The following is a 24,304-nucleotide window of genomic DNA, read 5'->3' as shown; positions in this document are numbered from 1 at the left end:
AATTCTTCCTTAATTGCGCCACAATCTAGCCCCATACATGTCTTATTCGCCTTTATATAGGCATTAGTATGTCCATATCCTGTCCACTGTATGTCAGGTTTTTAATGAGTATTAGGAGTATTTAAAATGCACCGTACGTTTGAAGAATATAAGCGTAGTGAAACCACGATCCCAGACTGGCCTACTGGTTTACAGTCGAAAAATGATCAATCTCTTTTTAACGCAGTTATGGCTGATCTAGAAGAAATAGATCGTCTGAAAGAAGCTGAATTATCAGAGCAAAAGGCAAAGAACGTTACAGTAAATATAACGTTCCAATAGTTTATTAAGCTGCCATAAAGAAAATCTTATCCCGTTACATACCCTATATGTAACGGGATTTTCTTTTGGCTTACCGAAATCTATGACATTTCAATCAACTGAATTTGATACAACCGTATGACTATAATATGCTACGCTTGTTATAGTTTCGGAGGATACCATGGCTTTTATATCAAGACGAAAGTTTATGATTGGCGGCGCTGTTTCTGTAATTGGCGCAGGCGCTTTATATAAAGCAATTGCGCCGAAACAATTCGAGGCAGAGTTTATTTTCAAAGAGAACGGCCTTGCCATTCGCGGTACTGACCCTGTTGCATATTTCCTTGAACATAAATTTATAGCCGGATCTGATACATACACATCAGATTGGAAAGGAGCAAAATGGCGATTTGCATCTGCAAAAAACCGCGACCTTTTCACCGCCGCCCCCGATAGTTATGCCCCTCAATATGGCGGATTTTGTGCATGGGCTGTTGCTGCAAAAGGTAAGCTATATTCTACGCAGCCAAAGAACTGGTCCATTGTTGGTGGAAAGCTTTATTTGAACTATAATGATAATATTCAAACAAGGTGGGAAAAAGACATTGATGGTTTTATCAGAAAAGGGGATCAACGTTGGCCAGAAGTTTTAGCAAAAATGGCTTAAACAATCAGGCATAATGCATCAGTGCTATTAACAACCGTTGCAAATTCACCGTGAATATTTGAAAGCGTTGTCGAATGTATTTGTTCAGCTGTGTGATAAACTCCATCTGGTCCAGTGCTTTCATAAGCCCAAACTGCATCGGATACATAATAGGCGTCAAATCCCAAATTACCCGCCATGCGAGCAGTTGTTTCCACACAGTAATTCGCAGCTGCACCACATAAAATGAGCCGCTCAATACCAGCCGTCTTTAAATCCTCTTCCAATGTCGTACCGACAAAACCACTGCTCACATGTTTCACTATCACTGGCTCTCCATCGATTGGTTGTGCAAATGGCTGAACCGCGCCACCTGGTTTATCAAATCGAAATGTCGATGCTTCGGCCTTATCATCATTGTGGATGTGAAACACAGGCAGGCCTTGTCCTCGGAAAGTACTTAGAAGCGCGCCTATATTCTGTTCAGCTTCAGAACAAGATCGCGATACACCTTCGGCATCGCGAAAAACAAACCCCATTTGGACATCTATAACCAATAATGCTGTTTTCATTCACCTAACTCTATAAAAACCAATCGATTTCAGCGTTTCCACCGCATATGACCACGCCGATACGTTCACCCTTTTGTGGCTGATAAACACCCGTTGTTAAAGCGGCTAATGCAGTGACACCACCCGGTTCTGCAATCACGCGCATCTTATCCCATAATATACGTTGAGCCTCTTTAATTTGCACATCGCTTACAACCAAAGACAAACGATTGTGCTGCTTTAAAGCATCAAAGGGTAAGCGCCCCAAATTTGGCGCCCCTAGCGAATTTGCAGTTATGCCTGACGGTTTAATTCCCTTGTCCAAACCATGCTTCAAAGCATTTGAATAGGTTGCAGTCTCTTCGCTTTCGACAGCAATCACATTCACATCATCACCATACCATGAAGAAATTCCGCCAATAAGACCACCACCGCCAACGGCAACAAAGACCGTGTCCAAATCAGGAACTTGCTGTGATAACTCAAGTCCAACTGTACCTTGACCAGCCATGACTTCAGGCATGTCAAACGGATGTACTGCCAATGCTCCAGTCTCTTTTGCATAGGCTTCATATTTATCAACGACGACAGCGAAATCTGTGCCGCTAGGGGCAACCTCTGCTCCAAACTGGCGCATACGCGCCATTTTGACATCACCGGCATAATCGGGTGCAAATATTTTTGCTTTGTGTCCTAACCGACTAGCAGCGAACCCAACTGCAGCCCCATGATTGCCACCAGAAACGGCAACCACTCCAGCCTCGGGTACGTTTTTTGAAAGAACGGTGTTCAATGCGCCGCGCACTTTAAACGACCCTGTAAATTGTAGGTGTTCTAGTTTCAAAGAAACAGGAACATTACAAAATGCATCTGCTTCGATTTCAATAGTTGGTGTGGTTCTTACGTATGGCCGAATACGGTCATAAGCTTGTGAAATATCGTTTTTTACAATCATCATAGTCCCAGTATTTTGGGACTATGATTTTATGACAAAATGATATCCGTCAAGCGATTAAAGCCCCAGACAATGCCGCATCACAGCCTTTTGCGCGTGCAGCCTGTTTTCCGCCTCATCAAAGACAAGCGATTGTGGGCCGTCCATCACTTCGGATGTCACCTCTTCTTCGCGGTGTGCTGGTAGGCAATGCATGAACACTGCATCATCACCAGCATGAGACATCAAATCTTTATTGACCTGATATGGGCGTAGTAAATTATGACGGCGTTCCCGTGCCGATTGTTTGTCATGCATAGACAACCATGTGTCCGTGACAATCAAATCCGCGCCTTCTACAGCTTTTTCTGCATCACGTTCGATAGAGACAGAAGCGCCTTTAGAGCGCGCAAAACCAATGGCTTCATCTTCTGGATCCAAGATAGATGGGCCTGCAAAAGTCATATCAAAACCGAACTGACCAGCTGCATGTAGAAATGATGTACAAACATTATTGCCATCACCCAACCAAACAACTTTTTTACCCTTAATAGAGCCGTGGTTCTCTTCATAGGTCAGAATGTCCGCCATAATTTGACACGGATGCGAACGGTCTGTCAGACCATTGATAACAGGAACGCTGGCGTATTCAGCCATTTCCAACAAAACACTTTCATCAAATGTACGGATCATGATCATGTCCACATAACGCGACAGAACACGTGCTGTATCTGCAATGGTTTCGCCATGCCCAAGCTGCATGTCATTACCAGACAGCACCATCGTTTGCCCGCCCATTTGGCGCACACCCATATCGAAAGATACGCGTGTACGCGTGGAAGGTTTTTCAAAAATCAGCGCAACCATATGGTTAGCCAATGGTGTATCCGCATCAGGTGTACCTTTTGGCAAACCAGCCCGCGCAGTTTTCATAGATTTTGCTTGATCCAAAATGTTATTCAGATCGGCAACGTCCGTTTTATGGATATCTAAGAAATGGGTCATAACGTTCCCTCTATCGCAGTCGCAGCTTTATCTAAACGCGCAACTGCTTCATCTAGTTCTTCATTTGAGATATTGAGCGGTGGTAACAAGCGGATCACGTTTGCCCCACCTGGTACGGTTAAGACTTCAGCATCATAACCAGCCTTTACAACATCAATATTTGTCACTTTACATTCAACGCCTAACATCAAGCCAGCACCACGCACACCAACGAAAACGTCAGGGTGATTGGCAACCAAGCCTTCTAATGCTTGGCGGAAATGACCAGCTTTACGGCTAACATCCGCCAAGAACTCTGGCTGCGCGACGGTATCCATCACAGCGGACCCTACAGCACAAGCCATAGGGTTACCGCCATATGTCGAGCCATGAGTGCCCGCAACCATGCCTTTGGCTGCTTCTTCGGTTGCCAAACAAGCACCCAATGGGAAACCGCCGCCAATACCTTTGGCAATACCCATGATATCAGGTTCAATACCAGCCCATTCATGCGCAAATAATTTACCCGTACGGCCCATGCCACATTGGATTTCGTCAAAGATCAACAAGATGCCATGTTCGTCACATAGATCGCGCAGCCCTTTCAGGCATTGATCAGGGATCGGCACAATACCACCTTCCCCCTGCACAGGTTCTACCATGATGGCAGCAGTCGTATCCGTGATCGCAGCCGTCAAAGCATCATGATCGCCAAATGGCAGGTTCACATACCCTGGTGACAATGGCCCAAAACCATTCACAAGCTTATCCGCTTGAGCTGCCGAAATCATACCTGTTGAACGTCCATGAAATGAACCGGTAAAGGTAATGATATCCAAACGCTCAGGATTACCATTCGCATGATGATACTTACGCGCCATCTTCACACAGCACTCCATGCTTTCTGTCCCCGAATTGGTAAAGAAAACAGTGTCAGCGAATGTATGTTCAACCAAACGATCCGCCAGCTCTTGCTGGTTAGGGATGTTGTATAGGTTCGATGTATGCCACAATTTCGCAGCTTGTTCTTGTAGCACTTTCACCAAACCGGGATGTGCGTGCCCCAGAACATTCACAGCAATACCGCCACCCATATCCAAGTATCGTCGGTCCGACGCATCCACCAGCCAGCTTCCTTCGCCAGAAACGAAAGTAAGCGGTGCACGGGCATATGTCGGCAACACTGAAGGGATCACGATATTTACTCCTATAATTATATCAGAAACGTCGCTTTGGCGTATCTTTGCCCTTAAGTCAATTCTTGCTTGCACATGTTCGCGCTAAGTGATCCTTTGTTATGAATATTTGAGATATAAATGACCCAAAATCAGCACCCCAAGAACAGCGCACTTTTATCGGCGGGCCTCATCCTATTGGCCTCGGCTATTTTGGCAGGGATAAACATTTTGGCAAAAGCATTAGGCCAAGATTATCTTGGGCCTGCGATGCAACCGTTTCAAATCAGTTTTGGACGCTTCACTTTTGCGCTTATGGCACTTGTTATTACAGCTATGGCAATCCGACCCGTTTTCACAAAGCCAAATTTAAAATTGCATATATCTCGTACATCTGCGGGTTGGGCTGGTGTGACTTTGATGTTTGCATCCGTTTCCTTGATCCCCTTGCCAGATGCGACGGCTATCAGTTTTTTAAACCCTGTATTTGCTATGATGCTTGCCATCCCTTTTTTGGGGGAACGTGTTGGTAAATACCGATGGTTAGCAGCTGTGATAGCACTTATCGGCGCCTTTATTTTGTTACGCCCCAGCCCAGCAACCTTCCAACCAGCTGCTTTAATTGCACTGGCAGCAGCCATAATGTTGGGAACAGAGTTAATTTTGATGAAACGGTTAACGCGCAAAGAAACTGGTTTTCAGATATTAATCATCAACAATACAATCGGTTTTTTGATTTCTGCTGCCATTGCATTCTTTGTCTGGCAAGCCCCAACTCAATTGCAATGGTGTGCAATGGTGGCGATTGGTTTTTTAATGGTTTGCGCTCAGACCTGCTATATAACCGCGCTACGGTTAAGTGATGCCAGCTTTATCGCCCCTTTCTCTTACGCTGCACTTATTTTCGCCACGCTCTATGATTTTATCATCTTTGGGCAAACACCCGATATAGTCAGTGTAATAGGCTCTATCACCATTTGCAGTGGCGCTATTTTACTTGCCAGTCGCGAAGCACGTGCAGCTTCGCAAAAAACCGTGTGAATTTAGCAATTCTGATACCTTTCTGTCATAAAAGCACTGGCATCGCCCGCGCGGATAGTTTAATTAGTTAGGCTAGCCTAAGAAACGGCATAGATTTGGAGCACAAAATGTCTTGGACAGATGACCGCGTAGAAATTCTGAAAACAATGTGGATGGAAGGCAAATCCGCCAGCCAAATCGCAAAAGAATTGGGCGGCGTTACACGTAACGCTGTAATTGGTAAAGTACACCGTTTAGGCCTATCAAACCGTGCAACAACAAAAACTAAAGCTGCACCAAAAGCTAAAGCTGCGCCAAAAACAAAAGCACCTTCAAAACCAAAGACAGTGGAAACGTCCACAGTTTCGTCTTCCCCGTCTACCGCTGTAAGCATTCCACCACGTAAGCCGATTATTACGGCTGGCCAACCTTTGCCACCACAACCTTCGAATTCTGAAATCAGTGCAGAAGCTTTGGAAAAAGTGGCAACTGTTGAAAAAGACGCAAAAAAGCTGTCTTTGATGGAATTGACCGAACGCACATGCAAATGGCCAATTGGTGATCCAGCTACAGAAGATTTCTGGTTCTGTGGTCTGACTGCTGAAACAGGTAAACCTTATTGCGAAGCCCATAATGGCGTTGCATTCCAGCCAATGTCAGCACGCCGCGATCGTCGCGCACGTTAAGGTGAGAATCCATTACTGGAACTTTTCAAATTCATCCTTATCTTTAAGGGTGAAGCAATAATCGTAGGTTCGCATGATACGCTACAGCTTAAAATGTGAAAAAGACCATACCTTTGACAGTTGGTTTCAGTCCGCTGAAGCCTTCGAAAAGCTATTAACAAGCGGCATGGTCACCTGTTCTGTCTGCGGCGCATTAGGCGTAGAAAAGGCCATTATGGCCCCACAAGTGCGCCCAGCACGCAGCTCTGGCAAACCTAAAGGCCCATTATCAGCACCAGCATCCCCTGCGGAACAAGCTTTGGCTGAGATGCGTAAAAAGGTTGAAGAAAATTCCGAAAACGTTGGCACTGATTTTGCCAAAGAAGCCCGCGCCATTCACGAAGGTGACGCGCCAGAGCGCGCCATTCACGGCGAAGCAAAGATACAAGATGCCAAAGAGCTGATTGATGACGGGATTGCCGTGACCCCATTACCTTGGGGTGATAAAGGTAAGGCGAATTAAAAGCGTAGAGCTTTGCCTTTCAAACAAAACCTTCGCCAACTCACTTAATTATATTTAATAAAATTATATCGAAAATTAAGGATTTAGGTAACATGCAAAAATACACCTATAGCGGCGGTTGCCTATGTGGCGCCATTCGGTTCGAAGCCATTGGCCCCGCTTTAAAACCTCACACCTGTTCATGCAAAATGTGCCAACGACATAGTGGAGCATTAACTACGGCTTGGGTCGAGTTTCCAAAAGAAGCTGTCACTTGGGTAGGGGAAAACGGAACTCCCAGTACTTACAGATCATCCGATTATTCAAGTCGCGCATTTTGTGCAACTTGTGGAAGCAGCTTAGGCGCAATAGATGATGATCCTACAGTGGCACTACTTCTAGGTGTTTTTGATAAGCCAAACCACAAAGAGTTAAAACCGACCACTCATTCCTATCGCACAACACGCCCAAAGTGGTGGAACTTAGAAATCTCATAAAATGGGATAGTGCGCCTCAATCAGAGACGCACTATTATTTTTAGAAGTTCAACGATACATCTCGATGATCAGACACACAGTTTGCCACATACAATGCTTGTTCTTCTGTGAACTTCGTCTGCTGACGTATACCAAGCGTGCTGCGTAGGCTTTGCTCATAGGTTGACAGTTCTGGGCCAACCTGAGCCTCGGCATCTGCGCGCCATGCAAGCTGTTCATTATACAAAGCAATCGCTTTATCTAACTGGTCTTGCGCTTTCTCCTTGCTCGGTGTTTTAGATTTCACCGCACGACGTGCTTTGTTAATGGCAGATGCAATATCACCCGCACCACCAAGATCGCTAAACGCGCGCTTCAGATCGTTCAATGGATCAACTGCATCCGCTGGCGCATTATTAGAAACAAGAGCTTTCGATGCCATCAATTGGTCTTGCAAAGCACGGAATTCATCACCGCTTAACAATACATCAAGCGTCTCTATGGACGGCTCGTAAGCATCTGTCGAAAGTTTCTTAAACTTGGAATAGGCCTGCTTTTCTTTCTTATTCACCTCTTGGAACGCTTTATAAACCGCATCCCAGTCTGACGGAATTTGCGCAAGCAATGCAGCCTTATCCGCTTCAAGCTCTTCGATCTCATGGTTCAACTCATCGATATAACTATCGCCTGTTTCCAGATCTTTGATCTCTTTTTTGATCGCTTTGATCTCACGATCAATCGTTTTGGCATCGCGCTCTAATGCACGCACCGCTTTGTGGATCGGACGGTATGGACCAGCTGCTGCTTCAACATCAGCCGTTGCTGCTTGTGCAAGCTTCAACTGTTCAACCGCTTGTGCAACATTAGCAAAGCTTTTGCTTGTGGATTTCGCTAAGTCTTTTGGCAATAGACTCAGATTAATCTTTGAAGCTGCATCAGCACTGCTGATCAAAGCAGGACCTACAACATCTAATTCCGCAATCAGATATTGATCCACACAATAACCCAATTTCGGATTACGTGGGGGTGGCGCATTATCAGACAGCAATGCCACACGGTTTGGCAGATAGTTCACCAATTGCGGTGTATTACCAACAATAGCCAAGGCCAACAGTTGCAATGCGATAAACGGAATCACGCCTTTGTACATCTGAATGGTTTTCACGGCAGCAGGCGCTACACCACGCAGATAGAATAATGCAAAGCCAAATGGCGGTGTCAGGAATGACGTTTGAATGTTCAAGCCAATCATCACACCCAACCAAACAGCCGTTACGTTTGCCGCAGGATCGGCCAGTAGAATTGGCGCCACGATAGGCACAACCACAACTGCGATTTCGATGAAATCAAGGAAAAAACCGAGGAAAAAGATCACAGCCATAACGATGACGAACTTCGTCCAGAAACCACCTGGCATCCCTTCTAGGAATTCTTTTACAAGATGCTCACCCCCAAAGGCGCGGAACGCAGCCGTCAGTATGGCAGCACCCAATAGGATGATAAACACCAATGAGGTCGCTTTCGCTGTTTCACGCATCACACTTTGCAATGTATCTTCGATCTTGAACGCACGAATAGCACTCCAAACCAAAGCCACGATCAAAGACAGTGACGCAATAATAGCAAGACCTACGCCCAACATATCAGAACTGGTTCTGATGTTTTTAATGTTGGTATTAAAGTTTGCCATCACAAAACCGATGATAACCAAACTAACAATAGCAAGGATCGCAGGGTAATAAGTACCTTTGCGCCCTTCAGTCAAACGATAGCCTGCCATGACCAAAGCACCAGCCGCACCAATCGCACCCGCTTGGTTCACTGTAGCAATACCACCAATGATAGACCCCAAAACAAGGAAGATTAGAAGAAGTGGCGGGATCAATGTAAGGAAAACCTTAACTGCAAAATCACGATCATAAACACCATTATAACGTACAGGTGGTGCCATCTTAGGGCGGATAAATGCGATGATCAGGATGTAAGCCATATAAAGACCAACCAATACCAAACCAGGCAGCAACGCCCCAAGGAACATTTCACCCGCAGAAGTCGAAACAACCTCGTATGAAGATGGCATCGACAGCTCGCCAGTGTTCTCTTTGAACAAGTTCTTACGGATCGTCCCTGCTTGATCAGCAGCACTGGCCAATTGGTCTGCCAAGATGATCAGAACAATAGACGGCGGAATAATCTGTCCCAATGTACCAGACGCAGCAATCGTGCCAGTGGCAAGTGAATTCGAATACCCATTACGCATCATAGCTGGCAAGGAAATCAATCCCATCGCAACCACAGTCGCACCAACAATACCTGTTGTGGCAGCCAAAAGTGCACCAACGAAGACAACAGAGATACCCAAACCACCTGGAATTGGGCCAAATAGGTTGGCCATAGTGATCAACAGATCTTCAGCAATCTTTGAGCGCTGCAACATAATACCCATAAAAATGAACAATGGGATCGCAATCAGCGTATCACGTTCAGGTTCCCAATAAACCCCGCGCAAGTTGGTTACACCCGCCGAAAGCCATTGTTTAGGTCCCCCTTGGGCAAAGAAAGCGTCGGTAGAGCCCTCAAATAAGTAGCCCGCACCAGCAGCGATCAGGATCGTTGCAATAGAAGCACCCGGCAGGGCAAAAGCCACTGGAAAGCCAGATCCAAGCGCGCCGGCCATGATGACGACGAGAAGAAGTAGAAAAAACAGTTCCATATTAGTGGGCCCCCGCGCCTTCAGGAATAGTTTTACCTTCATGTCCACGGTAATCTGCAACCGCGGCCATAAGATAACTGATAAATTGGATCATCATTGAAACAGCAAACACGCCCAAGAAACCTGCCATCAGGTATTTGACATACAGGCCAAAACCCGATTGCGTTGTTTCAAAGTTTAACAATGGGCTGTTGATGATTGAGTTTTTTGACCCCATACCGACAATTAAAATTGTCCAACATAGAGCGATCCCCATAAACAAAGACCCGAATGCATTCACCCAGCCTTTGGTTTTATTTCGGAAACCTGCATAGAAGATATCAACACGTACGTGCCCCTCTTCCATAAGAGTATAAGCACTCGCGAATAGGAATAGCGCGCCATACCAGAACCGTACAAGATCAGCCATAAACGCTTGTTCATAGGAAAAAATGAACCGTAAAAATACGATCAGAAGTTCGGCGACCACAACCATTAGCGCCAGCCATTCAACACCCAACACACGGCTGCGTATTGCTGTGATCACACCAAGGATCATCAATGGGAAGTGTATATAGACGCCGCGAAACTGCGAACGGCCCAATTGTTTGGTCATCTCTGTTCCGACAACATCATCAAGAAGTTGTTCCACACGTAAGAATGAAACCACAGTATCTACGATACCGATATAAAGGACGATAAAGAAACACGCGCGAACGAAAAACGCATTCATATTTGAAATCGTTTCACTGTCTTGGCGCAATGTTGTTTGTGCGTTTTGGCGAACGAGTTCAAAAGCAAAAACAATGGCAAGTGGGTATAATCCCAATTGCATTAAACCCAATGGGCCGCCGTCAATACCAGCACCTGGTAAGCCGCCCCAATAGGTTGCGAAATTATTGGCAAGGAAAACAAACATAACAAACAAAATGGACCAACCCAAAAAGCGTGTTCTATTTGGCAACTTGTCTGTTCCAGACATCGTTGCAGCGTTTTGCGGTGTCATACGTTTTCCTCCCACAGAAGAATAGGTCGTAATAGTATCATAAAATTAGAGAGTTATGCGAATGGGCCGAGACAAATGAATGTCTCGGCCCTAATGCAAATCAGCTTAATTAGCCGTTGATCACACGGTTACGTTTTGTGACGTAAGCCGTATCTGAAAGAGCAGTCCATGCGCCAATTTCAGCACGTGCATTTGCAACAGCATCCATTGTACGAGCTGCCAGATCACTGTGATCACGCGCTTCTTCCATAACTTCAGCCGCAGCTTCACCGAACGCGTCATAAACGTCATCGTTGAATTCACGAAGCTGAACACCGTGGTCATTAACCAATTTGTTCAAGAACGCACCGTTGTTAGCGTTTGTTTCCGCCATTGTACGTGAGTTTTCTTCGTTACAAGCCGCTTCGATGATAGCTTTGTGGTTGTCTGATAGACCGCCCCAGAATTCGCCATTCATACCCAAAGCAAGCTGTGCGCCTGGCTCATGCATACCTGGGAAGTAGTAGTACTTCGCAGCTTCGTAGAACTTCATGAAGTAGTCATTGTATGGACCAACCCACTCTGTCGCGTCGATCGCACCAGACGTCAGGTTTTCATAAATTTGACCACCTGGAAGTGACACAGGAGACGCGCCTAGTTTTGAAAGAACGTCACCGCCCAAACCAGGAATACGCATTTTCAGACCTTTGAAGTCATCGCCAGAATTGATTTCTTTGTTGAACCAGCCGCCCATTTGAACGCCTGTGTTACCCATAGCAAAGTTTTTCAAGCCAAACTCGCCTGCAACTTCATCCCACAGCTCTTGGCCGCCGCCGTATTTAATCCAAGCGTCCATTTCACCAGCTGTTAGACCGAATGGAATAGCTGTAAATGCGGCCCATGCTGGGTGCTTGCCTTTCCAGTAGTAGTCAGCAGCGATATATGCTTGTGCGTTGCCAGAAGCAACTTCGTCAAACGAGTCAAATGCACCAACGCGTTCGCCAGCAGCGAAGTATTGTACATCAATTTCACCGTCTGTTAATTCAGTGATACGAGCGGCCAAACGCTGTGCTGGTAAGCCCAAACCTGGGAAGTCACGTGGCCATGTAGACACGATAACCATTTCTTTTTTACCTTGCGCAACTGAAGGCGCAGCCAAAGTTGTAGCGGCGCCAGCAACTGCTGCACCGGTTAAAAACTTACGACGTTCCATATATTTCCTCCCAATGGATACTATACTGCGATTATGTCCTCGCAATATCGATTCTGTCTAGTTTTATAGTGCGCAAAGCACAACACGCAGTACTACCATATGATATCCGTAGTACTACGGAAGGCTTCGAACTTTGTATTGCAGACATATTGATGTATACATCACCCGCTTTGGGAGGAAGCCCTATGAATTATAAGACAAAATTGGTTTTTGTAGCTCTGCTACCAATCATTCTGATCTCGTTTGCGACCATTTTCGTGGTGAATATTCAGTATAATCGCTTGGCAACCTCGCAAAGTGAAATTGTTGAAAAAATGTATTTAGACCTCAAAAAAAACGAGCTGCAAAACTACATAGAACTAGCTGAAGGTGCCGTCGCACCAATGTATACATCAACACTTAAAACCAAACGTCAAGCACAACGCGAAGCATCTGATATTTTACGTAAGATGTCATACGGTCAAGACAATTATTTTTTTGTTTATGATGAAGGTGGCACCAATATTGTAAACCCGCGTCTTACTTATTTTGTAGGGAACAACTGGCTTGGATTAGAGAACAGTGACGGTAAACATATTATCCGTGACATGATTAAGATTGGTCAAGACGGTGGTGGGTTTTACGAGCACACATGGCTCAAACCCTCTACAGGTGAATACGTTGATAAACTCGCTTACTCCACCTATTTCTCCAAATGGGGCTGGATGTTAGGTACAGGTATTTACTTGGATGACGTCACTGAAAAGGTGAATATCGTGCAGACCGAAATGAGCAATTCCATTAAGCAAACACGCTTTGTATTACTTCTCTTATCTGTAGGCGCAATCTCGGTTACAACTATTATTTTGGCTGGGTTACAATTTTCAGAACAACGTTTGGCCGATGCAAAATTAAAATCATTAACAGCACGCATTGTGGAAATCCAAGAGGATGAACGCAAACGCGTGTCTAGAGAGCTTCATGATAGTATCAGCCAACTTCTTGTCTCAGCTCGATATGGAATAGAGAACGCCCTATCGAACACCCGTAGGGGCTCAAAAGTTATCAAACCAATCAATACATCCATGAAAGCGTTAGATGCTGCAATTAATGAAGTTCGCCGTATTTCAATGGATCTACGTCCCTCCGTATTGGATGATATGGGACTTGCCGCCGCAGTCAAAGGACTTGGTGCTGACTTCTCACAACACAATATGTTTGATGTAAAAGTAGACGCGCAACCCGTTCACAACTTACTAAGTGATGAGGTCAAAACAGCCCTATACCGTGTCGTCCAAGAAGCCCTTACAAACTGTGCCAAACATTCTGATGCAAGCCTTGTCTCCATCAAACTGTCAAAGACAAAGACGCGTGTGCAGCTCAGCATCAAAGATAACGGACGCGGAGCCGATTATAATGAACGCTCAGCACATGTGACATCTGGCCTTGGGTTACGTAACATGCAAGAACGCATCGATAGCTTTAATGGGCAGATTAAATTTGCAGATGCTAAACCGCATGGTTTTACAGTTTCGGTTACAATTCCAATCGAAAAAGACGCCACCAAAGGAAGCTTTTAGAAGGGCCATAAATTGACAACCGCACCAACTATAAACCTGTTAATTGTCGATGACCACGACCTGCTACGTGAAGGCATTGTGGCGCGTTTATCAGATGTCAGCACCATCAAAATCATTGGGCAAGGCTGTAACGGAAAAGAAGCCGTAGAATTGTGTAAGGAACATGAACCGGATGTTTTACTAATGGATATTTCCATGCCTGAAATGAACGGATTAGAAGCCGCAAAAGAAATCAAGCTTTTAGGGATAAAAACACGTATCCTGTTTTTATCCATTTATGATGACAATGAATACGTCCAAGAAGCTTTACGTATTGGCGCCAGTGGCTTCGTGCTAAAAGATGTTTCCAAACCTGAAATGCTGAATGCAATTAAATCTGTTTCACAGGGTGCCATATACTTGGGTCCAAAGGTCGCTGCTTCTTTACAAAACACACCTTCAGACACACAAAAAACACCAACAGATTACGGTTTAACCAATCGCGAAAAACAGGTCCTCAGCTTAATTGCCGAAGGCCATCTAAACAAAGAAATCGCATATCGTTTGGATATTAGCATCCGCACGGTCGAAAGCCATCGTTCTGTTATTCGAGATAAAACAGGTGGCGGTAACGCTGCCACTTTAGCAAAAATCGCACGCCAACTGGGTTTGTAAAAGCGCCGCTAAAACGCTTTTACATATCTTTTTATTCAGCCAAGCTTGGCGGTCCCATAGGGCAATCGATAAAATAACCCCAAACGCCGTTTTCAAATTTTTTAACCACTTCAGTTGACTGCCCTTCAGCAATAAGTGTGCCATCAACCGCCTAAAAACGCCATTCAACCTGTAGCAAACCAGTATCACCATTCACTTCTGACCCGATAATTGAATGAGCATAAAGAAAATTACAAAGACTGTGCAGTCGAGGCGGCTGTTATGATCATCGGTGGTAAATGGAAGCCAATGTTGTTGTACCATTTACTTTCAGGAACAAAACGTTTTTTAGAATTACAACGTTTAATCGCACAAGCATCAGACCGCATGATGACAAAATCTTTATGTGAATTAGAACAAGATAGATTGATCCTACGCGAAGTTTTCGCAGAGGTTCCAGTTCGTGTTGAATACTCGCTTACCAAAGGTGGAAAGACACTTATCCCAATTCTAACAGCAATGAGTGATTGGAAAAATCAACGCAGTTCATAGTAATTAACAGCTATTTTTTGTAATTTTTCCCGATACTCAGCTCGCCAATTCGGTATAGCCAAACCATAGTCACAACCCAAATCGGGAAAAACACATAAACAACATAAAAGAAGAACGTCTGCGCCATACTATCTGGCGCACCTGCACCAGTAGAGCTCAATAGGCTAGGGAAGAAATAGCAGACCAAAGAAGGGATAGATATCATCAGCCCCAGAATAAAAAGACTATTCCCAGCTGTGTCTTTTGATTTTTCTTGATCATCACTCATTATTGTTTTCCATATTTTTTATTCTTTTGTCAGATGCCGTCCAAAGGTTCAACGGTCAGTTCCAAAGCGGGTGGAGGGATATTCTTCAGATCACTCGTATCAAGCGGCTCTGTTGGTTTACCTAATCTGTAACGCGTCACCCAATGTAGACGCGTTTCTGCACGTGTGATAGCAACATAAGCCAGACGTTTCCACATTGGTATACCCGCTTCTGTGCGCCCAGCGCGTGCTGCTGCGTAAATGTCGGGGGCAAATACCTGTACTTGCTCCCATTGCGATCCTTGTGCCTTATGAATTGTACAGGCTGCGCCATGAAGAAATGTTGCCCCCATACGTGCTGCGTAAGGAATGAAAGGTTCTTCTTGGTCGGGGGTTTCAATCTGAATAATCGTTGCAGCTGAGACAAGCGGATCATGTGCACCAATAACATTTAAACGCGAAAAACCAGGTTTACGCCCCTCCCCTAGATAAACGACTTGGGCTCCTTTGATCAGGCCACGCGCTTCTAAATCTAAGCGTTTTTTACGATGCTTTGCAGGTAATTCAATACCATCGCAAATCAACGGCTCGCCCGGCAACAGCATATCTATTGGGGCTTCATAAGCGCCGCGAAAAGCTTGGATCAAGCGAATACGGGTAGCATTGCGCCACACCAAGACTGGAGACCGCGCCATCAAGCTTGCCTCAACTCTAGGCGCAATGACCACGCGGTCATCTTTTGCGGCGGCGGCCTCTATTTGGCGTTCAAACTGCTCAAACGTCAAAGATGAATCCGACAATGCATGAGCAAGGTCTAAAATCGGATTATCTTGTTCTTGTCGGTGAACCCGGCTCAACACAAGTCGGCGTTTTTCATTAACCTTGTCAAAAGACATAGAGCCAGACTGGCCTACAGGTGCCAACTGGGCCGGATCTCCAAACAAAATGAGTGTCGAAAATATATCGCAAAGATCATCAAATTGTTTGTCATCCAGCATTGATGACTCATCAATAAAACCTATGTCCAGTGGATCTTCACGACGCTTCCAGCCAATGATAAAATCAGAACCGCGCAACCCTGCAGTGGCCATTGCACCCGGAATAGATTTGTTGGTCTTGTAGAACAATGCAGCACGTTCAAGGGCCGCATCTGTTAACCCTTCGATTTCAGGTTTTTCGCCATTTCCCTCTAGCCATTCTGCGATCTTTTCATACTCTGGATCATACATAGGCGTGTATAGAATACGGTGAATTGTGGTCGCTGCGACACCACGATTACGTAACACGCTTGCGGCTTTGTTTGTTGGGGCAAGAATAGCCAGTGTACGGCGATCTTTACGCGCCTTACCCTCGTAATCCCCCGAAATGATATCAACGCCTGCTTCTTGCAAAGCTTCACCAAGCTTTGCAAGCAACATGGTTTTACCAGACCCAGCTTTGCCAAGAACAGCAAACACTTGTGCGTTCCCAGTTTCAGGAAGTAATGTAGCGTTGTCCAAGTCCACACCAGCGCGCTTTAACGCTTCACCGATTGTGTCATAGGCTACAGCCTGATCGTCTGAGAATTTCATGCCTGTTGGAATCCCTTTTGGGTTTCAGGCACTCTATTCTCAGATGGTCTGTATGACCAGTGGATTAGGCGATTTGTTCTTGTAAAACTGGTGCATCAAAAGCGCGCTCAACCCACATCGTGGACAATTCAGGTGTTATACCTGTTTTAACACATAGGATATGGCGGGTTTCTTCGCTAAAATCCCAAAGCCCCACTTGGATTTTCTCACGACCTAACCCTGATGACCCTATAACTTCTGGACACCATCCCAATGTGCGGTAAATTCTCGAAACGCGTGGATCAAATACACCTATTGCGTGTTGCAGATGAAACTTTAAACCCAATTCACAAACAGCCAACATCATAGCTGCCGAAACTCGTGCAGACTCTTCGCCAATATCTGGTGATAAACAAAAGCGCGTACATTCCCAGATAAGCGGACTTGTGATCGCGCCACCTGTAATATGGGAAAAATGGTCGTTCACCATACAAGGTGCCGTTGTCGGCATCATACGCATCGACCCACCATGTGTTCCGTCGTTGCGGCGCCAGATTGCATACATCGGACCTTGGGCATCGTATTCGTCTTTTTCATACCCGTTTTCGTCTACTGCCACCTCCCACTTTAGACGTTCAGAAAACTGCGTGGCGCGATCGCGAAACATTGTGTGTTTTAGTTTTGGAAAATCTTCTAATTGATCAGCATAAAGATAATTAAGCATTTATTTTGCTCCTATTGGCTAGTTAATAAGTGCCAAAAGGTTAACCAATTATTGGTTAATTTTTCCTTTCCCTAAGAGCTTTGAATGAGGTCTTAAATTTGGATTAATCCCATAGAGGCTGCGCGTGCCACTGCACTGACAGTGTTTGCAGCGCCTAGTTTATAGCGTGCACTTTCGATGTAGACACGCAATGTATGTTCGGAAATTGCCAGTTGTTGTGCTGCTTGCCCGCGATTACGCCCAGCCCCCAAATATGTTAATGCATCCCGCTCTCGGGGTGACAAGGATGGTGTACTTTGCACCTCACCATAATGTTCAATTGCGCGTGTTTTTTGATGCAGGTAATGTGCAATCAATAACAAGACGTGCATATGGCTTTCGCAAAAACGCAACCATTCTAGATCCGATGTTCGGTGATTAATTGTAAATAAAGCCAAATCACCACTTGGCCCTCGTATGGGAACTGACAATCCCTGATCCCCAACACCACCATCTATGGCTTCGGCAAGCATGCCGCGCGCTGCTTTGGTCGTCCAAGACAGACTTTTCCAATCATAGGGTTGAAAACGCATGAATGCATTTTGGACAACGGGGTCAATTTTATGGAATTCTTCATCCATATAATAATCCGACCACTCAGGCGAATATGTAACCATAATCAAAGGATTTTTATTACGGGAAATCGCATGATAAGCAACATGCTCAACTTCTAGAAAGGCTTTTAACCAATCCAAAAAATCATGAAGATCTTCCAAGGTTTCGCAAAGGGCCAAACGGTCACAATACGCCTCTAACTTTATCTGCACAGTGTCCAACAAATGCTTTTCCCCCAGCTTGTGGCGCCATTTCATTGGTGGCCACATGGATGGTCGCATTTAATTGGTCTGCTAAAGCACTCATTTCGTTATTTAACGCGTACTTGCGCAAGTCCGCTAATACATCAATCATCCAAACTTCTTTCATTCTAATCTCCCGAAGAATAGTTAATAGAAGGTTAACGTTAGGTTAGCATTCTTGCACAAATCAGATAACTCGCATTTACCACATACCCATAAATGGTGAGTGCTGCCATTCTAAGTTATTGATTTCTAATGTATTGGATATTTTGATTGTAACTAAACACAAAAAAAAGCGCCACTTATGGCGCTTTTTAAAGATCGATATATTAAATTTTATACGTTTAGATTTGGGATAATCTGTTTTTTGCGTGAAACAATACCCGGCAACACAACTGCATCACCATTCACACTTGCATCAAATGATTTTTCTGCCACTGATTTCACCAAGCCATTTGGCACAAGTAATGTTGCTTCTTCTTTTAGAATATCCACAACAAACAACAGTACTTGATCAACACCATCTTCGGATGCAACAACAGTCATGCTATCGATTAAGCTAGCTTTGCGCGATAAAACTGTTTCTGGGCTCGTTGTTTCCAAAACAGACACGCGGAATTTAGTGCCACCTACTTCGTATTCTTTACTGTCCAAGCGCAAAAGTTCTGCATCAGAAAAATGCGAAACGTCAGATTTTGCAGCAAACATTTCACCTGCATATGTCGGGATATCCAGACCAAGCTCACCAGCCAATTGATTTGCCAATTCGACATCAAAGTCAGTTGTGGTCGGGCTGCGGAATTCTAATGTATCAGACAAGATACAAGACAGGATCAAACCTTTGATCGCGTCAGGTGCTGTTTCCAAATCATCGCCCATCATGTCGGCCATAACAGTCGCAGTCGATGCCATAGGTGCGATTGTGATGTTAATAGGTTGGCTGGTTTTCAAACCACCCACTAACATGTGATGATCGATGATTTCGATAATTGTTGTGTCATTAATACCCTCAGGCAATTCAGCGGGATTGTTCGTATCAACAACAACAACCATATCATCAGCTGTTACCGTTTCTAACAATTCAGGTGTTTCATAACCCCAACGTTCCAAAACGAATGCAGCTTCTGTGTTTGGTGTGCCCAAAACATAAGGTGTCGCTTCTACGTCTTTTGTGCCAAGAAACCAGCTCCAGATAATTGCGGAACCGGTTGCGTCTGTATCAGGGGCTTTGTGCCCAAAAACTTTAATCATGTCTGTGCCATTTTGCTAAGAATTTCGCGGTCCTTATAGGCCTCACTAACAGATATGTCACCCCAATGTTTTTGCATAAAACACCCCTGTTTCACCCTAAATGCGCAATCGCATTAGCGTAATAGGTGATCAATTGTAATTCTGACGACTCAAGACGGTATTTACCATGTTCCAAAATCAACGCTTTACGTAGAACTAACATGCGTAAGCCAACCTCTACCGCATACTCAAAATTCTTATGCGGGATATGCATATATGCACCATTCGCAAGAAGGCGCTCTAATGATCGATTGCACTTGGTAATGATCTCGTCTTTGGTCAAAGCTTTCTTTTGGTTCGTTAGAAAAATTCTGGCCACTAATGATGCGGGAAGTATCGGGATCACACGCCCAACATTATCCATCAGTTCTCTTCCAAGCGCTTTCGTCAATGCCTCATGGTTGCGAAAGTTTCTCTCTTTTAGGAATTTTTTGAGTGAAACAGGTGCCCCGAAGCTTACGCTCGCATATCCAAAACGATAGAACTTACCCGTAATACGTAAAGCAAAATGGCGAACAATAAACTTCAAGAAGGTGAACACTTTGAACCAAAGCCCCGTCTTATCGCCACGATCTGATGCCAGTAAAACACGATCTTCAAGCACACGGTCGTAATTCAACCCAACGGGAACGAAACAAATGTCACGGCTGGTTTTAGCATCAAAACCCGACACCATATAATTCAATAACCCCAGTTTCGCTGGCTTCAACTTTCCATCGCGAGATAAACCTCCCTCAGGGAAAACAGCTTGAGCAACCCCCGCCTCAGTTGCCATTTGCACATAACGCGCCAACACACGGCGATACAATAAGTTCCGTGATTTTCGGCGGATAAAATATGCACCCATGCTGCGGATTAATTGTTTAAGGGGCCAAACACGTGCCCATTCTCCAACAGCATAGGACAAAGCCGAACGTGAAGCCGCCAAGTATGTTACGAGGATATAATCCATATTCGAACGGTGATTCATCACGAACACCACTGTCGCTTCGGGATCAATCGCTTTTAGTGCTTCTTCATCCACATACCCTAAACGCACCCGATATAATGCGCGTGACAGCCAACGGGTTGCTTTAATAGCAAACCCAAAATAACCCATTGCTGAAAATGAGGGCACAATTTCACGCGCGTAACCATATGCCATATGTTCTGCCACACGGTATGGCACACCTTCTGTTTTAGAATGCTCTAGGACCGCTTCAATCACCTGTGGATCATAAGCCAAACGTTCAACCATCACACGACGTTGCATCAACTTAAACGGTTGGATCTTTAATTGTAACTTATCGTTCAATACAGCAATTGCTTTATCCATACGCCGTGTCAGATACCACCGCACCGTAGGCATTAAAATCCGATCTAACAGACCAATTAGGGCTAAAATACCAGCCAACCAAACGGTCCAGGTGGGAATCTCTATTGTTTCGAACATGTATAGACCGTATCAGGATCACAAGAATGCAAAAGCAAAAATAAGAGACAGGCCATGAAGTATCGTAAATTAGGGGCAAATGGCCCACAAATTAGTGAAATAGGTTTAGGATGTATGAGCCTTTCTGGTTTTTTTGGCCCCACAGATGAAACAACAAGCCAAAATTGCCTGGCTGCAGCCGTTGATATAGGTATCGACTTTCTGGATATCGCTGACATTTACGGCATGGGGAAATCCGAAGAAATCGTTGGGCGATTTCTAGGTGGGCAATCACGTGGCCTGAAAATTGCAACAAAATGCGGAATTGATGTGGGGCCGCCTCGCAAATTCAACAATTCTGAACCATATATCCGCAATGCTTTGCGTGGCTCGTTCAAACGTTTGGGCATTGATTATGTCGATGTTTACTACATACATCGCCGCGAAGCCGATCGTCCGATTGAAGAAGTTGCCGAAACGATGGGCAAACTGATCAAAGAAGGTAAAATTGGCGGTTGGGGGCTATCAGAAGTTGGACCAACCTCTATTCGTCGCGCCAATGCCGTGACACCGCTATGTGCCGTCCAAAACGAATATTCATTGTGGACGCGTTTGCCAGAAGTCGGCGTTTTACAAACATGCGAAGCTTTGGATATCACATTTGTACCGTTTTCCCCTGTAGGCCGCGGTATATTTGCACAAAATTACCCAGTCTTGTCTGAACTTGATCCAAAAGACTTCCGTCATGCAATTCCACGGTTCCAAGAACCCAACTATTCTGACAACTGCCATATGATTGATGGGTTCAAAGCTTTTTGTGCTGATAAAGGTTGGAAAGTGCCAGCGGCAGCACTTGCATGGATATTACATCAAAACGATACAATGGTTCCAATTCCCGCCACACGTTATGCAAGTCACGTAGAAGAATGGGCACAAGCCACTGAAATTTCATTTACAGATGATGATCGTGCAGAGATTGACCGTTTATTGCCAATCGGGTTTGCTTATGGGGACCGTTACAACGATGCTTTGTGGAACGGTCCCGAAAAATACGCTTAGCGTTTAACGCGGAACTTAGAATGGCAAGCTTTACAAGTTTTGCCCATATCCCCCAGAACGCCCGCTACAACTGAATTATCTGATGCTCCAGCTAGAGTCTTTGTCGCTTTGGTTGCGGCACCCTCCAATTGTTTTGCAATCGCAACGAATTCAGCATTGTTCGTCCAAATTGCAGGCCCAGCTTCACTTGGGTGTTTATCCGAACCTTCTGGGAATTGTTTTGGGAAAGTCGACATATTTTTTGCAACTTCTTTTGTTGCCAAAGATGCGGTCTTACCGTCAAAAGCAACTTCTCCGCTCGCCATTTTCGACAATAGTTTCATTGTGCCAGCAACATGTTCCATAGACTCCATGCGCTCCTTAACAATGCCAGTGGCACCATCATGTGCTGTTGTCGTGGTTACAGAAATAGCTAGCGTGGCTGATAGTGTAGCTGCGATAAGCCCAAATTTCTTTAGCATAATAACTCCCAAATTTTTAAACAGATTAGTACGTTTCAAAAATATAGATAGATTAAACTTGGGACAAGCAATCACATGTGCGTCATAGATGTACTGACCTACTTTTTATGCGAAAACTCCAAAACATTGGTCAATTTGTCTTTAGACACCAAAAGACGACCACAATCGCTTTGATCACCAACAGGCCCTTTTTGGCAATAATCATAGGCGCCCATATCAAGGTTTAATGCCATATATGGCCCTAAACCTGCTTGTAATTGTACAGCGGCATCATAAAGCGTTTCGGATATTTCGGTTTCCCAAATACCAAAGCTTCCATCAGGTAGTGTCACAAATAAACGGCGTTTGAATTTTGGCGCATCAGGCACATCACTCAAATCCAAATTGCCACCAGATATCAAAAGATGAGATTGTAATACGGTCAAACGGCTTTCAAGCGCTTTCTGTATAAATGCGCGGCGTGAAGGTGCATCTTTCAAATTATAGTTTGCGCCGTCAACCGTCACATCATCAGCGCGGTAAATGTTTGGTCTACCATCAGGAGCGATAATCAACACACCATCCCAATTTTGATAGCGTCTGCTAATCTGAACACCATCTTTGATCACCAAACCTTCTATCCCAAAGCGATCTCCGCTGGAATATGTTCCTGCTACAGTCAGCAGATGATCAGGGCTTTGCGTAATCTCATCTGGCAAAATGCGCAAATTGACAGAAACAGGTTGCCCACATGATTGAAGCAATATTCCTGCCGTTGCAGGACAAGATGTTGTATCAAGCGCACTTACAGGCCCTGCAATCGCTACTGCAGCCACCCATCCAATATATTTCGCTTTGCTTGCAAGCACAGCAATTCTCCTAGTCGTCCACGGAAACTTACCTATTTTTTTAAAACTGCCAAATTGCTACATAGCAAAAATAGGTGAAAATCAGCCGATTACTCAACCCCATGGCTGCGTGAGTATCCATTTAATGCTGGAGGCGTCCACTCTTTCAATGCCCCCTCTTTCGGTTTATAAATTTCCACCTTTAAAGGATAACACTGTGCTGCATCACTTGAATGTGACGCACTACAATCCCCACCTGGACAAGCCGACAAGCCACCCAACAAATCAATCTCAGCAAATAATTCAATAAAGTCACCCACACGTACAGGGCTAGCTTTCATAAAGTATTGCTTCGTATCTGGCATAAACCCTGTACACATAAAAACATTTAAAACGTCATGCACATAGCGTTCAGCCTCATTCAAAGATACCCCACGTTCATCCGCCAATGCACGTGTCAGATTAGAATGACAGCAATAATGATAATCCACACCGTTTAATACATCGTGCGTATAGGGATCACAGCGTGTGCCAATCACATCATGCACAGATCCACCATATTGATCCCAACCATACCAATCCAACGTATCATGTGTCACCGTTGCCATAGGGCGCATCGCAGGAAAGCTGGACCACATCTGATCCCCTGTGCTGATATGCGTTCCGTGCAAAGCACGCGTTTTACCAGAATAGAATTTTTCGTCTAAGTCCTGCGCATTCCACAGGTTCAAATCCCCCACCTGCGACCCTTCCACGCTTACAATCCGAAAGAAGTGTCCCGCTGGCACAGTAAAGCATCGCGCATCACGCGGTGGTATAATCACCTGATCCACCAATGACATATCCTTGCGAGCATTCTCAAAAAGCGCCATCTGCGGCTTCGGCAAAGTATTGATCGGGTAACAAACCGTAGGCTCGACATCCTTTAATGCTTGTGCATTTTGCGGCCCTGTATTTTGCGGATTATACTTCATACCTTTGCCTCTCATAGTGCTGATAACAAAGCGTGGCA

The 24,304-nt window shown here is 44.9% G+C and carries 27 protein-coding genes; 10 read left to right on the top strand and 17 right to left on the bottom strand.

Translation table 11 applies throughout. The features are described from left to right. Positions 1-126 precede the first annotated feature (126 nt). The gene (locus tag F9L33_RS00440; RefSeq protein WP_152140772.1) at positions 127-321 is read left to right on the top strand and encodes a hypothetical protein; all 195 of its coding nucleotides are present in this window, start codon (positions 127-129) and stop codon (positions 319-321) included. A 160-nt stretch (positions 322-481) separates the two neighbouring features. Beyond that, entirely contained in the window at positions 482-967 is a 486-nt protein-coding gene (locus F9L33_RS00435) for a YHS domain-containing (seleno)protein (RefSeq protein ID WP_152140771.1), read from the top strand. On the opposite strand, the gene F9L33_RS00430 is transcribed toward F9L33_RS00435, so the two are convergent. The 4 genes from F9L33_RS00430 to F9L33_RS00415 are packed head-to-tail and all read right to left on the bottom strand — an operon-like array spanning position 964 to position 4,611. After that, positions 964-1,518 carry a cysteine hydrolase family protein gene (locus F9L33_RS00430; protein WP_152140770.1) on the bottom strand — a complete coding sequence of 185 codons (555 nt, stop codon included), beginning with the start codon at positions 1,516-1,518 and terminating at the stop codon, positions 964-966. The genes F9L33_RS00435 and F9L33_RS00430 overlap by 4 nt on opposite strands. Positions 1,519-1,528: 10 nt before the next feature. Next, positions 1,529-2,455, bottom strand: a complete 927-nt coding sequence (locus tag F9L33_RS00425) for a threonine/serine dehydratase (RefSeq protein ID WP_152140769.1) — start codon at positions 2,453-2,455, stop codon at positions 1,529-1,531. A 54-nt stretch (positions 2,456-2,509) separates the two neighbouring features. Beyond that, a complete protein-coding gene (argF, locus tag F9L33_RS00420; RefSeq protein ID WP_152140768.1) occupies positions 2,510-3,436 on the bottom strand; it encodes an ornithine carbamoyltransferase in 927 nt (308 codons plus the stop codon). Beyond that, positions 3,433-4,611: an aspartate aminotransferase family protein gene (locus F9L33_RS00415; RefSeq protein ID WP_152140767.1), complete on the bottom strand. Its 1,179-nt coding sequence runs from the start codon at positions 4,609-4,611 to the stop codon at positions 3,433-3,435. Before F9L33_RS00415 ends, argF begins: the two co-directional genes overlap by 4 nt. A 120-nt stretch (positions 4,612-4,731) precedes the next feature. On the opposite strand from F9L33_RS00415, the gene F9L33_RS00410 reads away from it, so the two are divergent. The 4 genes from F9L33_RS00410 to F9L33_RS00395 all read left to right on the top strand — a co-directional run bounded on the left by F9L33_RS00410 (position 4,732) and on the right by F9L33_RS00395 (position 7,274). Further along, a complete protein-coding gene (locus tag F9L33_RS00410) occupies positions 4,732-5,631 on the top strand; it encodes a DMT family transporter (RefSeq protein ID WP_152140766.1) in 900 nt (299 codons plus the stop codon). 107 nt (positions 5,632-5,738) lie between these two features. Further along, a complete protein-coding gene (locus F9L33_RS00405) occupies positions 5,739-6,296 on the top strand; it encodes a GcrA family cell cycle regulator (RefSeq protein WP_152140765.1) in 558 nt (185 codons plus the stop codon). Positions 6,297-6,369: 73 nt separating this feature from the next. Next, entirely contained in the window at positions 6,370-6,798 is a 429-nt protein-coding gene (locus tag F9L33_RS00400; RefSeq protein WP_152140764.1) for a DUF1178 family protein, read from the top strand. 92 nt (positions 6,799-6,890) lie between these two features. Next, positions 6,891-7,274, top strand: a complete 384-nt coding sequence (locus F9L33_RS00395) for a GFA family protein (RefSeq protein ID WP_152140763.1) — start codon at positions 6,891-6,893, stop codon at positions 7,272-7,274. A 40-nt stretch (positions 7,275-7,314) separates the two neighbouring features. On the opposite strand, the gene F9L33_RS00390 is transcribed toward F9L33_RS00395, so the two are convergent. The 3 genes from F9L33_RS00390 to F9L33_RS00380 form a co-directional block, all read right to left on the bottom strand. Beyond that, on the bottom strand, positions 7,315-9,966 hold the full coding sequence (locus F9L33_RS00390; RefSeq protein ID WP_152140762.1) for a TRAP transporter large permease subunit: 2,652 nt from the start codon (positions 9,964-9,966) through the stop codon (positions 7,315-7,317). Position 9,967: 1 nt separating this feature from the next. Beyond that, positions 9,968-10,951: a TRAP transporter small permease subunit gene (locus F9L33_RS00385; protein WP_152140761.1), complete on the bottom strand. Its 984-nt coding sequence runs from the start codon at positions 10,949-10,951 to the stop codon at positions 9,968-9,970. Positions 10,952-11,060: 109 nt separating this feature from the next. Beyond that, positions 11,061-12,143: a TRAP transporter substrate-binding protein gene (locus tag F9L33_RS00380; RefSeq protein WP_152140760.1), complete on the bottom strand. Its 1,083-nt coding sequence runs from the start codon at positions 12,141-12,143 to the stop codon at positions 11,061-11,063. Positions 12,144-12,328: 185 nt separating this feature from the next. Here F9L33_RS00380 and F9L33_RS00375 point away from each other — a divergent pair, with 185 nt between their 5' ends. The 3 genes from F9L33_RS00375 (at position 12,329) to F9L33_RS00365 (ending at position 14,887) form a co-directional block, all read left to right on the top strand. Continuing rightward, a complete protein-coding gene (locus F9L33_RS00375; protein WP_193221921.1) occupies positions 12,329-13,702 on the top strand; it encodes a cache domain-containing protein in 1,374 nt (457 codons plus the stop codon). Positions 13,703-13,714: 12 nt separating this feature from the next. Continuing rightward, positions 13,715-14,356, top strand: coding sequence for a response regulator transcription factor (locus tag F9L33_RS00370; RefSeq protein WP_152140758.1), 642 nt, complete (start codon positions 13,715-13,717; stop codon positions 14,354-14,356). 210 nt (positions 14,357-14,566) lie between these two features. Beyond that, the gene (locus F9L33_RS00365; protein ID WP_226803866.1) at positions 14,567-14,887 is read left to right on the top strand and encodes a helix-turn-helix domain-containing protein; all 321 of its coding nucleotides are present in this window, start codon (positions 14,567-14,569) and stop codon (positions 14,885-14,887) included. Between the two features lie 10 nt (positions 14,888-14,897). Here F9L33_RS00365 and F9L33_RS00360 read toward each other — a convergent pair whose 3' ends face one another. From F9L33_RS00360 to F9L33_RS00330, 7 genes are all read right to left on the bottom strand, one after another. Then, the gene (locus F9L33_RS00360) at positions 14,898-15,155 is read right to left on the bottom strand and encodes a hypothetical protein (RefSeq protein WP_152140757.1); all 258 of its coding nucleotides are present in this window, start codon (positions 15,153-15,155) and stop codon (positions 14,898-14,900) included. A gap of 29 nt (positions 15,156-15,184) precedes the next feature. Continuing rightward, positions 15,185-16,705: an ATP-dependent RecD-like DNA helicase gene (locus tag F9L33_RS00355; protein WP_152140756.1), complete on the bottom strand. Its 1,521-nt coding sequence runs from the start codon at positions 16,703-16,705 to the stop codon at positions 15,185-15,187. Positions 16,706-16,769: 64 nt separating this feature from the next. Further along, the gene (locus F9L33_RS00350; protein ID WP_152140755.1) at positions 16,770-17,408 is read right to left on the bottom strand and encodes an acyl-homoserine-lactone synthase; all 639 of its coding nucleotides are present in this window, start codon (positions 17,406-17,408) and stop codon (positions 16,770-16,772) included. A 92-nt stretch (positions 17,409-17,500) separates the two neighbouring features. After that, positions 17,501-18,226, bottom strand: a complete 726-nt coding sequence (locus F9L33_RS00345; RefSeq protein WP_226803864.1) for a LuxR family transcriptional regulator — start codon at positions 18,224-18,226, stop codon at positions 17,501-17,503. Beyond that, positions 18,186-18,371, bottom strand: a complete 186-nt coding sequence (locus tag F9L33_RS00340) for a hypothetical protein (protein ID WP_152140753.1) — start codon at positions 18,369-18,371, stop codon at positions 18,186-18,188. Before F9L33_RS00340 ends, F9L33_RS00345 begins: the two co-directional genes overlap by 41 nt. A 209-nt stretch (positions 18,372-18,580) precedes the next feature. Beyond that, a complete protein-coding gene (locus F9L33_RS00335; protein ID WP_152140752.1) occupies positions 18,581-19,495 on the bottom strand; it encodes a manganese-dependent inorganic pyrophosphatase in 915 nt (304 codons plus the stop codon). Between the two features lie 91 nt (positions 19,496-19,586). Further along, positions 19,587-20,966, bottom strand: a complete 1,380-nt coding sequence (locus tag F9L33_RS00330) for a 1-acyl-sn-glycerol-3-phosphate acyltransferase (RefSeq protein WP_152140751.1) — start codon at positions 20,964-20,966, stop codon at positions 19,587-19,589. Between the two features lie 54 nt (positions 20,967-21,020). On the opposite strand from F9L33_RS00330, the gene F9L33_RS00325 reads away from it, so the two are divergent. Next, entirely contained in the window at positions 21,021-22,004 is a 984-nt protein-coding gene (locus F9L33_RS00325) for an aldo/keto reductase (protein WP_152140750.1), read from the top strand. On the opposite strand, the gene F9L33_RS00320 is transcribed toward F9L33_RS00325, so the two are convergent. The 3 genes from F9L33_RS00320 to F9L33_RS00310 all read right to left on the bottom strand — a co-directional run bounded on the left by F9L33_RS00320 (position 22,001) and on the right by F9L33_RS00310 (position 24,266). Continuing rightward, positions 22,001-22,465, bottom strand: a complete 465-nt coding sequence (locus F9L33_RS00320) for a cytochrome c (protein WP_152140749.1) — start codon at positions 22,463-22,465, stop codon at positions 22,001-22,003. The genes F9L33_RS00325 and F9L33_RS00320 overlap by 4 nt on opposite strands. 98 nt (positions 22,466-22,563) lie before the next feature. After that, positions 22,564-23,313, bottom strand: coding sequence for a succinate dehydrogenase (locus tag F9L33_RS00315; protein ID WP_152140748.1), 750 nt, complete (start codon positions 23,311-23,313; stop codon positions 22,564-22,566). Positions 23,314-23,402: 89 nt separating this feature from the next. Then, complete coding sequence (locus tag F9L33_RS00310; RefSeq protein WP_152140747.1) at positions 23,403-24,266, bottom strand: DUF1989 domain-containing protein; 864 nt, start codon at positions 24,264-24,266, stop codon at positions 23,403-23,405. Between the last annotated feature and the right edge of the window lie 38 nt (positions 24,267-24,304).

The sequence above is a fragment of the Amylibacter sp. SFDW26 genome, from assembly GCF_009184395.1.
Lineage (GTDB): Bacteria > Pseudomonadota > Alphaproteobacteria > Rhodobacterales > Rhodobacteraceae > Amylibacter.
This window is presented reverse-complemented; position numbering and strand designations above follow the sequence as displayed.

Excerpts from the sequence above, each read along its gene's own strand:
- F9L33_RS00390 (WP_152140762.1), bottom strand. The coding sequence starts at position 9,966 with ATGGAACTGTTTTTTCTACTTCTTCTCGTCGTCATCATGGCCGGCGCG.
- F9L33_RS00435 (WP_152140771.1), top strand. The coding sequence starts at position 482 with ATGGCTTTTATATCAAGACGAAAGTTTATGATTGGCGGCGCTGTTTCT.
- F9L33_RS00405 (WP_152140765.1), top strand. The coding sequence starts at position 5,739 with ATGTCTTGGACAGATGACCGCGTAGAAATTCTGAAAACAATGTGGATG.
- F9L33_RS00335 (WP_152140752.1), bottom strand. The coding sequence starts at position 19,495 with ATGATTAAAGTTTTTGGGCACAAAGCCCCTGATACAGACGCAACCGGT.
- F9L33_RS00425 (WP_152140769.1), bottom strand. The coding sequence starts at position 2,455 with ATGATGATTGTAAAAAACGATATTTCACAAGCTTATGACCGTATTCGG.
- F9L33_RS00320 (WP_152140749.1), bottom strand. The coding sequence starts at position 22,465 with ATGCTAAAGAAATTTGGGCTTATCGCAGCTACACTATCAGCCACGCTA.
- F9L33_RS00385 (WP_152140761.1), bottom strand. The coding sequence starts at position 10,951 with ATGACACCGCAAAACGCTGCAACGATGTCTGGAACAGACAAGTTGCCA.
- F9L33_RS00395 (WP_152140763.1), top strand. The coding sequence starts at position 6,891 with ATGCAAAAATACACCTATAGCGGCGGTTGCCTATGTGGCGCCATTCGG.
- F9L33_RS00350 (WP_152140755.1), bottom strand. The coding sequence starts at position 17,408 with ATGCTTAATTATCTTTATGCTGATCAATTAGAAGATTTTCCAAAACTA.
- argF (WP_152140768.1), bottom strand. The coding sequence starts at position 3,436 with ATGACCCATTTCTTAGATATCCATAAAACGGACGTTGCCGATCTGAAT.
- F9L33_RS00430 (WP_152140770.1), bottom strand. The coding sequence starts at position 1,518 with ATGAAAACAGCATTATTGGTTATAGATGTCCAAATGGGGTTTGTTTTT.
- F9L33_RS00375 (WP_193221921.1), top strand. The coding sequence starts at position 12,329 with ATGAATTATAAGACAAAATTGGTTTTTGTAGCTCTGCTACCAATCATT.
- F9L33_RS00440 (WP_152140772.1), top strand. The coding sequence starts at position 127 with ATGCACCGTACGTTTGAAGAATATAAGCGTAGTGAAACCACGATCCCA.
- F9L33_RS00340 (WP_152140753.1), bottom strand. The coding sequence starts at position 18,371 with ATGAAAGAAGTTTGGATGATTGATGTATTAGCGGACTTGCGCAAGTAC.
- F9L33_RS00410 (WP_152140766.1), top strand. The coding sequence starts at position 4,732 with ATGACCCAAAATCAGCACCCCAAGAACAGCGCACTTTTATCGGCGGGC.
- F9L33_RS00325 (WP_152140750.1), top strand. The coding sequence starts at position 21,021 with ATGAAGTATCGTAAATTAGGGGCAAATGGCCCACAAATTAGTGAAATA.
- F9L33_RS00355 (WP_152140756.1), bottom strand. The coding sequence starts at position 16,705 with ATGAAATTCTCAGACGATCAGGCTGTAGCCTATGACACAATCGGTGAA.
- F9L33_RS00400 (WP_152140764.1), top strand. The coding sequence starts at position 6,370 with ATGATACGCTACAGCTTAAAATGTGAAAAAGACCATACCTTTGACAGT.
- F9L33_RS00310 (WP_152140747.1), bottom strand. The coding sequence starts at position 24,266 with ATGAAGTATAATCCGCAAAATACAGGGCCGCAAAATGCACAAGCATTA.
- F9L33_RS00330 (WP_152140751.1), bottom strand. The coding sequence starts at position 20,966 with ATGTTCGAAACAATAGAGATTCCCACCTGGACCGTTTGGTTGGCTGGT.
- F9L33_RS00380 (WP_152140760.1), bottom strand. The coding sequence starts at position 12,143 with ATGGAACGTCGTAAGTTTTTAACCGGTGCAGCAGTTGCTGGCGCCGCT.
- F9L33_RS00360 (WP_152140757.1), bottom strand. The coding sequence starts at position 15,155 with ATGAGTGATGATCAAGAAAAATCAAAAGACACAGCTGGGAATAGTCTT.